Source organism: Pseudomonas sp. SG20052 (assembly GCF_031766055.1).
In the GTDB taxonomy this organism is placed as follows: domain Bacteria; phylum Pseudomonadota; class Gammaproteobacteria; order Pseudomonadales; family Pseudomonadaceae; genus Aquipseudomonas; species Aquipseudomonas mandelii.
On the sequence record NZ_CP134498.1, the window covers coordinates 953,627 to 965,647 of the forward strand.

The 12,021-nt window shown below is 58.4% G+C and carries 9 protein-coding genes and 1 other RNA gene; 1 reads left to right on the forward strand and 9 read right to left on the reverse strand.

From position 1 onward, the window contains the following. Positions 1–267: 267 nt before the first annotated feature. The 9 genes from RHP74_RS04210 to RHP74_RS04250 form a co-directional block, all read right to left on the reverse strand. Entirely contained in the window at positions 268–1,524 is a 1,257-nt protein-coding gene (locus RHP74_RS04210) for an integrase domain-containing protein (protein ID WP_311097989.1), read from the reverse strand. 188 nt (positions 1,525–1,712) lie between these two features. After that, positions 1,713–2,106: a transfer-messenger RNA gene (ssrA, locus tag RHP74_RS04215) on the reverse strand. 115 nt (positions 2,107–2,221) lie between these two features. After that, positions 2,222–2,473, reverse strand: coding sequence for a hypothetical protein (locus tag RHP74_RS04220; RefSeq protein WP_010463560.1), 252 nt, complete (start codon positions 2,471–2,473; stop codon positions 2,222–2,224). A gap of 367 nt (positions 2,474–2,840) precedes the next feature. Further along, entirely contained in the window at positions 2,841–3,116 is a 276-nt protein-coding gene (locus RHP74_RS04225) for a hypothetical protein (protein ID WP_083375056.1), read from the reverse strand. A 206-nt stretch (positions 3,117–3,322) separates the two neighbouring features. Next, on the reverse strand, positions 3,323–6,133 hold the full coding sequence (locus RHP74_RS04230; RefSeq protein WP_311097992.1) for an FAD-binding and (Fe-S)-binding domain-containing protein: 2,811 nt from the start codon (positions 6,131–6,133) through the stop codon (positions 3,323–3,325). After that, the gene (locus tag RHP74_RS04235) at positions 6,130–6,801 is read right to left on the reverse strand and encodes a lactate utilization protein C (RefSeq protein WP_311097994.1); all 672 of its coding nucleotides are present in this window, start codon (positions 6,799–6,801) and stop codon (positions 6,130–6,132) included. Before RHP74_RS04235 ends, RHP74_RS04230 begins: the two co-directional genes overlap by 4 nt. After that, positions 6,801–8,255: a LutB/LldF family L-lactate oxidation iron-sulfur protein gene (locus RHP74_RS04240; protein ID WP_010463552.1), complete on the reverse strand. Its 1,455-nt coding sequence runs from the start codon at positions 8,253–8,255 to the stop codon at positions 6,801–6,803. The genes RHP74_RS04235 and RHP74_RS04240 overlap by 1 nt, the downstream gene beginning before the upstream one ends. After that, positions 8,252–9,076 (reverse strand): (Fe-S)-binding protein, encoded by an 825-nt coding sequence (locus RHP74_RS04245; RefSeq protein ID WP_311097998.1) that lies wholly within the window; start codon positions 9,074–9,076, stop codon positions 8,252–8,254. Before RHP74_RS04245 ends, RHP74_RS04240 begins: the two co-directional genes overlap by 4 nt. Positions 9,077–9,227: 151 nt before the next feature. Beyond that, on the reverse strand, positions 9,228–10,922 hold the full coding sequence (locus tag RHP74_RS04250) for a lactate permease LctP family transporter (RefSeq protein ID WP_077747381.1): 1,695 nt from the start codon (positions 10,920–10,922) through the stop codon (positions 9,228–9,230). Between the two features lie 262 nt (positions 10,923–11,184). On the opposite strand from RHP74_RS04250, the gene RHP74_RS04255 reads away from it, so the two are divergent. After that, positions 11,185–11,952, forward strand: a complete 768-nt coding sequence (locus tag RHP74_RS04255) for a GntR family transcriptional regulator (RefSeq protein WP_010463546.1) — start codon at positions 11,185–11,187, stop codon at positions 11,950–11,952. The last annotated feature ends 69 nt before the right edge of the window (positions 11,953–12,021 follow it).

Below are 12,021 nucleotides of genomic sequence, written 5' to 3' on the forward strand. Positions count from 1 at the left end.
GAATATTCCCTTTGTTCATTTTAGTGTTCCTGATAGGAATATTTGGTTGAGCTGCCATCAAGTGCTGGTGTGGGCAAATGGAGCTTGATGGGAAGCGTTTTTGGCCGGAGGAGCGTAAGCATGCGGCATGGCGACTGGTGCCACTTCTGTCTCCATGCTGCACGCTACGGATTACGAGGGTTGTCACCGGTGTCGCCGCTGTCGCCAACAGAACGGTCACTCTATCTGGGGCGTCATTTGTGGCTACCTGCGCCATCCCTTGAACCCTCAGCGTATCGGCACTACGTTGCGCTCCCTGGTTTGATTTATCGCAGATGCCGACAGGCTGCCGGTGGCCGCCTTCTGAATATGCTCACTCCACCAGGCCATCATCGGACGCCGGCGTTCGATGTAGTCGGCTCGGTTGTAGGCGCTCCGCACCTCATTCTTGTCGACATGCGCCAGCGCGACTTCTATCAGCTCAGGATCCCACCCATGCTCGTTCAGGATGGTGCTGGCCATGGAACGCATGCCGTGGCTGACCAAGCGGTCCTGGAAGCCCATGCGTTTCAACGCCATGTTGGCAGTCTGACTGTTGGCATGGGTGCGCGGGTTTCTATCTGCCGGGAACACGTATTCCCTGTGACCACTGTGGGGCTTGAGTGCCTCCAGTAACGCGAGTGCCTGTTCGGTCAGCGGGATGGTGTGCGGACGACGCTTTTTCATTCGCTCCGGAGGGATGGTCCAGATGCGTTTTTCGAAGTCGATATCTGCCCATCGGGTGGTCGCCGCTTCGGAGGGGCGGGTCATGGTGTGCAGCTGCCATTCGATCAGGCAGCGGGTCGTCCGTTTGATGCTGGCGTTCGCGATTTCCATCATGAGCTCGGGAAGCTCATCAGCTGGTAGCGCGGCCATGTTCTCTTTTTTGGGTTTCTTGAAGACCGCTCGAATGCCGCTGAGAGGGTTGGCAAAGATCATTCCGGAATTGACCCCGTAGGTCATGATCTCGTTAAGGCGCTGGCTTACCCGCTTCACGGTCTCGAGGCTACCTTTGGCCTCAATCGGCCTAAGGAGCTTGATGACCATCGGGGCATTCACTTCTGATAACGGCGTTGATTTCATGCTCGGAAATACATGCAACGTGAGTGAGCGCCAGATGTCTTCGGCATACGCCGGGGTGACGGAATCCTTCTTCAATTCGAACCACGCGGTGGCTACGTTCTCGAACGTATGTTCCGTTTCCGCTCGTTTGGCTTCCTGCAATTCATTACGCTGAGCTTTGGGGTCGATGCCCTGTGCAAGCAGCTCTCTGGCCTCAACGGTTTTCTTCCTGGCTTGCGCAAGAGAAACCTCGGGATAGGAGCCGAGTGCCATGTTGATTCGGTTCTTGGTTACTGGATGCGGGTAGTTGAAATTCCACTGCATCGAGCGATTGACCCTGACTCGCAGCTGGAGCCCGTCGCCATCGGTGAGGACGTAATCCTTGTCTTTCGGTTTGACCGCCTTGAGCTGGCGGTCGGAGAGGCGGGTGGTTTGAGCGCACATGAGAAGTACTCCATGACACCTTTTGGTATTCCCAAGATTAGCGCCGGGTAGCCGGGAATACCATTGGGAATACCAAGCCGCCTGGAACTCAAAAAACCTGGAAAGCCCCCCGCAGCCCCTGAAACCCCCATATTCACTGGATTTCAGGCACAAAAAAAGACGTCCGTGGACGTCTTTAGATGATGAAATGGTGGAGCCGGGGGGATTTGAACCCCCGTCCGCCAGTACTCCGCTGTCGGTACTACATGCGTAGCCGTTTCTATTAAGTTAACCCTCAGCGACCCGAAGGGCAGGGTGCTTTGGGCGAGTTGTGTAAGTTTTAGCCGCTTCGTCCACAACGTACTGCACGGCGATTCTGTTCTATATGACAATCACTTTGGGTTTACAGACATCCCCTGATGATTGCTGGACCCGAAGGTACCAGGAGGGAAGGGCTAAGGCTGCTTACGCAGCGAGAGCGTATTCCCCGTAGGTTTCGTCATTGGCAACTATAGAAAGTTGCAACAGTGGATTTACGAGTTCTGTTACCAACTCGGCATGCACCTAAAGTTTCGCAACCGGCGTCGAATCCTAAACGGCCCCGAGCCTGTTGCTCGGTGAATCAAAGTGAGCAACAAGCCTGCGCATTGTACGCCAACACGCGTGAGAAGGCCAACCCGAAGGTTGGCCGCGAGTGGTTACTGGTTGGGTTCGTTGCTCAGTTTGTCAGCGCCAATGCCTGGATGGCCTCGGTGGCGCATTTTTTGTCGTCCCCGGCGGCTTTTGAAGTTTTGGCGCTGGCCAGCAGTCTTTTGATCTCCGGTGCGTTGGTGGAGGTCGCTGGTAGCGCATTCACTTTGGCTTCGAGTTCCTGCAGTTTGCTCGTGCAAAGGTCGTTGTCCGCTGCAAATACGGGAGAGGCCAACACTGCAGCAGACATGAACAAACCCGCGAGTGCGGTACGTTTCATGGATATCTCCTTGTACTGATGGTCTCGGTGCTGCCGTATGAGCGGGCGGCTCGGGCGAGTCCGAAAAATAAGCCACGATTGATTGGGGCCTACCTAAAAGACTACGACACTGCGCAGAAATTCGGTTTTTTCAGAATGGCTATGAAAAAGCTGTTTGATAGTCGATGGGTGCAGTGGCACTAAAAATGGGGGCAATTGCCTCTGTATCGCGGGTGGGGTTGTGTAAGTTTCAGCTGATTCAACCGGCGTCAAATCCTGAACGGCCCCGAGCCTGTTGCTCTGTGATTCAAAGTGAGCAACACGCCCGCGCCGTGTGCGCCACCGCGGTGGATAAGGCCAACCCGAAGGTTGGCCTGGTCACACGGGATTACTTGTTGGTTGGGTTTCGCGTTTGAATTTTCTCAAGCAAACCGCTAGTGATTCCAACGCACCCCTTGTCGTCCCCTGCGGCTTGGGCTGCTTTTGCTTTGTCCAAACCGGCTTGTACGTTGTCCTTGGCGTTTTCTGATGTGGCGGGATCAGAGTCCAGTACCTGCTGAATTTGGCTTATGTTTTGTTTGCAAAGGTCTTTATCTGCCGCAAACACCGGCGAGGCCAACAGTGCGGTGGTGATGAACAATCCAGCAATTGCAGAGTGCTTCATGGGTATCTCCTTGCGCATGAGGGCTCGGTGCTGCCGGTGAAGTAGGCTGCTGGCCGAGGTGGTTATAAGCCCGTTCACAGGGCCTAGCTAAATGACTATAGCCGCATGCTGGAGTTCGGTTTTTTTTTGAAGGCGTGTCGAGAAGATTGGCGCAACAGCAGTGCATGAAAAAGGGGCGAAATCGCCCCATTTTCACCAAAGTGCCCTCAAGCCGGACGCACTTGCGTCACACGATCCACCAAGTAAACCAGACCGTGATAGTCGATCCCGCCATGTTGGCTCAGGCCGATTTCGCAGGTGCGGCTGGTGGAAATGCCTTCTGCGCAGAACTGCACGGCGTCTTTCAGGCTGCGCAGTGAGTGAGCGTTCAGTTCGGGGGTGGTGAAGCCCTTGTCCCCTGCAAAACCACAGCAGTGAATGCCCTCTGGAATGACCACGTTTTTGCTGCATTTACGCGCCAGATCAATCAGCGCCTGACTCTCGCCAAGGTGCTGGGTGCTGCAAGTGACGTGCACCGCGATCGGCGCTTCCTGCGGTGTGAAATCCAGGCGATCCATCAAATGCGTACGGATGAATCGCACCGGGTCGTAAAGGTCGAGTCGGACTTCGCCCAAATCCTGAACCAGCCGTAACGTGCACGGGCTGGTGTCGCAATAGATCGGATCGAGCCCGCCGCGACTGGCGTGCAGCAATGCGCCGATCAGTTCCTGACGTTTGTGCTCGGCCTGTTCCGCATAACCTTTGGAGGCAAATGGCTGACCGCAGCAGAGGCTGTCCTGATTGTCGGGAAAGACGACCTGGTAACCGGCTTTTTCCAGCAGCCCACGGGTTTTGTCGTGCAGCGACATCTGCTCTTTATCACCCGCCGCCGGGCCCATGACCCGCGAGACGCACGCCGCCAGATACACCACACGAGGGCGTTGGTCCGATACGACCGGGCTGAAACGAATGGCTTTTTCTGGCTGCGGCATAGCGTTGGTCCATTGCGGGACCTGACCTTTGGACAACTTGGTCAACGTCGCCGACAGCTTCGCCAGGCGCGGTGCGCCCAGCAGCATCCGCGCACCGTTGGCGACATGCAGGGTGAAACGCGCGCCTTGCAGTGCCGTGGCGAAATTGCCTTCAAGCCAGTTGGCGGTTTTCGTATGCGTCGCCTTGCGGCCGCGAAGCTTTTTCACCAGCTCGCCAGTGTTGATGCCTACAGGGCAACGTTGCGCACACAAACCGGTGGCGGCGCAGGTGTCGATGCCTTGGTATTCGTAGGCGGCTTCAAGTTCGGCGGTGTCGACGCCTGCGCGTTTCTTCGCCTGAATATCGCGCCAGATCACGATGCGCTGGCGCGGGCTCAGGGTCAGTCCTTTCGACGGGCAGACCGGTTCGCAGAAACCGCACTCGATGCACTTATCCACAATCTCGTCGGCGGCCGGCAGCGGTTTCAGGTGCTTGAGGTGGATCTGCGGATCTTCGCTGAGCACCACGTCCGGGTTGAGGATGCCGTTAGGGTCGAGCAGCCGTTTGAGTTGCCACATCAGTTGATAGGCATCGCTGCCCCATTCCAGCTCGACAAAGGGCGCCATGTTGCGGCCGGTGCCGTGCTCGGCCTTCAACGATCCGCCAAACTCCACCGCCACCAACTGCGCCACGTCGTCCATGAATGCCTGGTAGCGTGCGACTTCTTCCGGGTTGTTGAAGCCTTGGGTGAAGACGAAGTGCAGATTGCCTTCCAGGGCATGGCCGAAGAGGATCGCCTCGTCGTAGTGGTGTTTGTCGAACAGCTCGATCAGGCGGTTAACGCCAATGGCCAACTGTTCCACCGGAAACGTCACGTCTTCGATGATCACCGTGGTGCCGGTTTTGCGCACCGCACCGACGGCAGGGAAGGTGTCTTTGCGGATAGCCCAAAGTCGAGCGTTTTCAACTGGGTCCTCGGTGAAGTCGACTTGTTTTTCCACCGGGAAAGAAGTCAACGACGCCATGATCTGCGCCAGTTGTTCCTGTAGCAAAGTGGACGATGCTGCGCGGGATTCGATCAGCAAGGCGCAGGCATTGTTCGACAGCTGTTGTACGAAAGCGGGCATGCCGGGTTTGTCCTGCACCGAGCGCAGGCTGCGACGGTCCAGCAGTTCCACGGCGGACACTGGCTGGCTTTTCAGCACGGTGACGGCGTTGCAGCAGGTCTCCACATCCGGAAACACGATCAGCGCCGAAGCCTTGTTCGGGTGGTCGATGACCGTGTCGTAGGTCACCGCGCTGATGAAGCCGAGCGTGCCTTCGGAGCCCACCAACAAATGGCTCAAGATATCCACAGGCTCGTCAAAATCCACCAGCGCATTGAGTGACAGGCCGGTGGTATTTTTCAGGCGGTACTTGTGGCGGATTCTCGCAGCCAGTTCGGCATTGGCGCGGGTTTCGCGGCCCAATGTCGCCAGACGTTCAAGCAGCGCGGCGTGGCTCTGGTGAAACGCGGCAACGCTCTCCGCATCTTCGGTATCGAGATGGCTGCCGTCGGCCAGGACCAGACGAATACCGGCCAGCGTGTGGTAGGTGTTCTGCGCGGTGCCGCAGCACATGCCGCTGGCGTTGTTGGCGACGATACCGCCGATTTTGCAGGCGTTGATCGAGGCCGGATCTGGACCAATCTTGCGCCCGAACGGTGCCAGCCAGGCGTTGGCCTGCGCGCCGATCACGCCCGGTTGCAGGCGGATTTGCGTGCCTTGGCCGCGGATCTCGCGACCGTTCCAGTTATCCCCAAGCACGATCAGCACCGAATCGCTGATGGCCTGGCCGGACAGGCTGGTACCAGCCGCGCGGAAGGTCACCGGGACCTGGTCACGTTGCGCCAGTTTCAGTAGCGCCACCACTTCGTCTTCGGACTCGACACGGATCACCAGTTTCGGAATCAGTCGATAAAAACTGGCGTCGGTGCCAAAGGCCAATGTCGACAATGGGTCGTCGAAGCGCCGCTCTTGGGGGATCAGTTGCTGCGCATCTCGCAGGAAAGCCGCCGGTAGAGTCATTGGTCCTCCAGAATCAAAACCACCAGGTCTTTCGGACCGTGCGCACCGTAGGCCAGGACTTGCTCGATGTCGGCCGTTTTCGACGGGCCGGACACCAGCAGGGCGTTGGTCGGCATGCCTTGCACCCAGTTGAATTCCTGTTGGACCTGATAGAAGTTGTCGCGAATTTCACTGGCCTTCAGCAGGGCAAAATGCACGGGCGGAACCAGGCTCATCAAGCGCGGTTCCTCCCGTGTTGGCCAGAGAATCAGACTTCCGGTGGCGGCAATTGCGCCGAGGGTGGTGGTCAGGCTGGCCGGGGTGTCGTTGAACAGCTCGGCTTTCCACTCTTCAACCGGACGGTCGTAGGACTTGAGTGTAGGCAGATCAGGATTGTTCGCCCAGTGTTGAGTGACGCGTTGCCCATGAGGCGTAGTCGGCGCGATCAACAAGCTCGGCAACTGACGGTCTCGCAACAACTGTGCGAGCAGCGCCGGCCAACCTTCGCCGGACGTGAGGTGGATCTCGGTGTGCACCGCTTCCATCAGTTTGCGCAATTGCGGGATGCGTTGCTCGGCGGTGTAGGTGTAAGGCGCAGTCACCAGCTCGACGTCGAATTCGTCGGGCACGGGCGTGGTGCCTGTCAGACTTTTCCGTAGCTTGGCGAGGATGTTTTGCTTGGCGCTCATCAACGATCTCCCTGTTTGGCCAGATGCTCGCGGGCCATGTCATGCAGTGAGCGGGCAGCGGGTTTCGGTGCGCTGTGGTTTTGCGTCCACGGGCCAACATTGTTCGGTGCCAGGGCACGCAGTCGTGTGGCGACAAAGCCGAACAGACGATACAGCGTCGGCGAGCTGTTGAGTCTGGCCCAGGCGTTCCAGATAAAACGTTCCTTGCGCGAATATTTGCTGCCCTGACCGCGCATGACTTGATGCGCACTGTCCGGGGCTTTGACGTTCTCTTCCCGCAGGCGACGCAGCAGTGCCGGGATCGGAATTTTTACCGGGCAAACTTCACCGCAAGCACCGCAGAGCGACGATGCGCTCGGATGGTCCGGGACGTTCGCCAGGCCGACCATGTGCGGGGTGATGATTTTTCCGATAGGCCCAGGGTAAACCTCCCCATAGGCGTGACCGCCAATTCGGGTGTACACCGGGCAATGATTCATACAAGCACCGCAACGGATGCAGTTCAGGGTCTGGCGCAATTCGCTGTCGGCGAAGGCCTGGCTGCGACCGTTGTCGAGCAGGACCAGATGCACTTCCTGCGGACCGTCGAGTTCATGTTCCTTGCGCGGGCCGGAGATCATGTTGACGTAGGTGGTGATCGGCTGGCCGAGGGCCGAGCGGGTCAACAGCGACAGCAGCGGGACCACGTCGCGCAGGTTTTCCACGACTTTTTCGATGCCGGTCACCGCGATGTGCACTGGCGGCACCGTGGTGGTCATGCGGCCGTTGCCTTCGTTTTCCACCAGCAGCAAGGTGCCGGTTTCGGCCACGGCGAAGTTGACGCCAGAAACGCCGATGTCCGCTTCGAAGAATTTCTGTCGCAAGACTTTGCGACCGATCTGAATGAGTTGGTCAACGTCCTTGGTGTACTCCACGCCAAGTTTGTCGTGGAACAAGGACGCGACCTGACCGGCATTCTTGTGGATCGCCGGCATAATAATGTGTGAAGGCTTCTCGTGATCGAGCTGGACGATGTACTCCCCCATGTCCGACTCCAGGCATTCAATGCCTTGAGCTTCTAGGACATGGTTCATCTCCATCTCTTCGCTGACCATCGATTTGCCCTTGATCACTTGCCGCCCCTCGTGAGCGCGGATGATCGATAGGACGATGCCATTGGCCTCGTCCACCGTTTCCGCCCAGTGCACTGTCACACCGTTGCGGGTCAGGTTCTGTTCCAGCTGCTCGAGCAGGTCGGGCAACTTGGATAACGCACGGGCACGGACTGCATTGCCCAGCGCTCGTAAATGTTCTCTTTCATGGGCATCGCTGAAGGACGCTGCCCGTTTTGTCATCAGAGAATCCATCGCAGTACGAAAGTTGTTTCGCAGCTGCTTGTCACCCAATGCCTTGTGAGCCCGGGTGCGAAAGTCTTCTTCCACGGCAACCGTAGGAATAATCGCGGAAGCGTTCATAGAACACCTCCGGTTCGCTGCCAAAGGAAACTGGCCAGGTGTTGGCCGCGCAACGCTTCCTTCTGTTTCTCCAGCGAGCCGTTGATGTTCATCAGGCAACCACAATCGGCACTGAGGACCTTGTGTGCGCCGGATTCCTTCAACGACCTTGTCTTGTCAGCCACCATCGCGCCGGAAATATCTGGCATACGGACGCTGAACGTTCCACCAAAGCCACAGCATTCACTTTCGTGGCTGTGGTCGACGCGCTCCACGTTGCTCAGTTGCGACAACAACTCGCGACCATGCAAGTGGGTGTTCATTTCACGCCGTGCCGAACACGAGGTGTGCAACGCCACTTTTACCGGCTCGCCGCCGTCCTTGAGCTGCACCTTGCAGACAAACAGCAGGAACTCGGCCAGTTCGTAAGTCCGGGCCGCCAGCGCCTGAACCTGCTTCAACGTCTGCGGCTCGTCTTTGAACAAGTCGGCGTAGTGTTCGCGCAACATCCCGGCACAGGATCCCGACGGCACCACCACCGGGTCATCCCCGGCGAACAGCGCCAGTTGCGAGCGCGCCACGGTCCTTGCCTGCTCGGTGTAACCCGAGGTGTAGGCCGGTTGTCCGCAGCAGCTCTGCCCTTGCGGGTACTCGACACGGATACCTTCGCGTTCCAGCAAGTGAATCGCGTCCATCCCGGCCTCGGGGTAGAACAAGTCCACCACGCAGGTCCCGAACAGGTAGACCCGTGACGGTTTCTCGCTGGGGTATTGCCGAGGCTCGGGCAGTGGCGGGGCGACGCGGGTCGCATTCGGCACGGCGTTGTAAAAAAGCTCGCTCATCAGGCGTGTCTCCGGGTGGACCCGGTTATCCGTCTGCTGAGGCTGCTGAATATAGAGAGGGAAACTTTCAGCAGCCTTACAGACCGGGTTGTGAATAGCTGACGCCGGAATCGTGGTCCGGCGTCGGTTTTTTCGATGTGGCTTGTAGTCCCTAGTGCACCAACATGCCAGTGAGCCAGTAGGCCTGGATGTAGGTGATCAGGCCGACGATGGTTGCAAAGAACAGGCTGTGCTTGAGGGTGAAGCGGAACAGGTCCGATTCCTTGCCCACCAGACCGGTGGCGGCGCAGGCCACGGCGATCGATTGCGGCGAGATCATCTTGCCGGTCACGCCGCCGCTGGTGTTTGCCGCCACCAACAGCACATCGCTCACGCCGATCTGGTGCGCGGTGGTTGCTTGCAACGAACTGAACAGCGCGTTGGACGAGGTATCGGACCCGGTCAGGAACACGCCCAGCCAGCCGAGGAATGGTGAGAAGAACGGGAATGCCGCGCCAGTGCCTGCCAATACCAGTGCCATGGTCGAAGACATGCCTGAGTAGTTGGTGACGAAGGCGAACGCCAACACCATGCCGATCGACAGAATCGGCCAGCGCAGCTCGTAGAAGGTCTCTTTCAAAGTGGTAAGACCAGTTTTGATGTTGATCTTCAGCACCAGCATCGAGATCAGCGCGGAGAAGAAAATCGCCGTGCCGGTCGCGGAAATCGGATCGAGTTTGAACACCGCTGTAATGGCGGTCGGCGCAGTCACGATCGGTGCGACCTTGATCACCATCTGATCCAGGTGCGGGATGGCGAAGTTGAACACCCAGCTGTACATCGAACCGCCGGCGGCGAACATGGCCTTGAACGGTTTCAGGGTCCAGATGGTGACCAGCACGGTGAGGATCAGGAACGGCGACCAGGCTTTGACGATTTCAAACAGGCTGTAAGGCGACGCCACGCTGGTGCGCGGCTGACCGAAACCGCCGGCGCTGGCGGTCACCACGGAGGCCGAGACGGCACCGGCGATGTGTTGGCCGGCGGCGCGTTTTGGCTGCCAGACTTTCAGGAACAGCGTCAGGGAAATCAGGCTGGCCAGGGCCGAGGTGATGTCCGGCAACTCAGGGCCGATGAAGTTCGACGTGAAGTATTGGGTGATGGCAAAGCTCAAGCCGGCCACCAGCGCAGCAGGCCAGGTTTCCCGAACGCCGCGCAGGCCGTCCATCATGAACACCAGCCAGAACGGCACGAACAGCGACAGCAACGGCAGTTGGCGGCCGGTCATGGCGCCGATCTTGAACGCGTCAATGCCGGTCACTTGCCCGGCCACGATGATCGGAATCCCCAGGGCACCGAAAGCCACTGGCGCGGTGTTGGCGATCAGGCACAGGCCAGCGGCGTACAGTGGGTTGAAGCCCAGTCCTACAAGCAGCGCGGCGGTAATCGCTACCGGTGCACCGAAACCAGCGGCACCTTCCAGGAACGCACCGAAGCAGAAACCGATCAGCAGCACCTGCAAACGCTGGTCGTCGGTGATCGACAATACCGAGCTGCGGATCACTTCGAACTGACCACTCTTGACCGTCAGTTTGTAGAGGAACACGGCCGCGACAATGATCCAGGCAATCGGCCACAGACCGTAGGCAAAGCCATAGCCTGCGGCGGCGAAGGCCATATCGACCGGCATCTGGAAGGCAAAGATCGCAACGGCGATGGACAACGCCAGGGTGATGCTGCCGGCCACATGGCCTTTGAGGCGGAACACCGCCAACGCCAGGAAGAAAAACACGATGGGAATAACGGCCGCGAGCGCGGAAACGCCAAGGCTGCCGAGCGGGGTATAGAGCTGTTGCCAGGTTTGCATATGGGGTGGCCCCTAATTGTTGTTGGTCAGGCACTGGTCAGCGTTCTTGGATAATTGGTAATACCAATTTACAATCGCTGTTGGCTAGGGTAAAAGCCTTGTATGCGGTGTGTCAATTTGTCGCCCTAAAACTTTTGTCGAATAAGTGCTGAATAGTGGGCGTGATCCGCTTTAACAAATGCCGTCTGGTAGGTGCTGGCACAGCGCCGATAGGCCAGAATAGAGGGCCCGGCGAGCCGTCGGGACCGTGGAGAATTGAGTTATGGGGTTTGATCAGATTCGTCAGCGCCGTTTGTCTGACGATATTGTCGAGCAACTCGAGGGGATGATCCTTGAAGGCACGTTGAAGTCTGGCGAGCGCTTGCCGGCCGAGCGCGCGTTGGCCGAGCAGTTCGGCGTATCACGCCCCTCGTTGCGCGAGGCGATTCAGAAACTGGCGGCCAAAGGCTTGTTGGTCAGTCGCCAGGGCGGCGGCAATTATGTGGTGGAGTCGCTGGGTTCAACCTTCAGCGATCCACTGTTGCATCTGCTGGAAAGCAACCCGGAAGCCCAGCGCGATCTGCTGGAATTTCGTCATACGCTGGAAGCGTCCTGCGCCTATTACGCGGCGCTGCGCGCCACGGATGTCGATCGCGAGCGACTGACGGCGGCATTCAATGAATTGCAGGACTGCTACACGCGTCACGATGAGGTGAGCCGGGCGGAAGAGGGCGCGGCGGATGCGAAATTTCATTTGGCGATTGCCGAAGCCAGTCACAACGCTGTGTTGCTGCACACCATCCGCGGGCTGTTCGATCTGCTCAAGCGCAACGTGGTGACCAACATTGGCGGCATGTACAAGCAGCGCACGGAAACCCGCGACATGCTGATCACGCAACATCGGGAGTTGTACCTGGCGATTATCGAAGGGCGGGCGGAACAGGCGCGAGAAGTCTCCAGCCGACATATTTTGTATGTGCAGGAAGTGCTGGAAGAAGTGCGTCAGGAAGTGCAGCGCATGGCCCGGGCGGAGCGGCGCAAGGGGATGTAGCCATGATCGTTCCCCGCTCCGCGTTGGAATGCATCCCGTGACGCTCCGCGTTACAAAGCGGACGCAGAA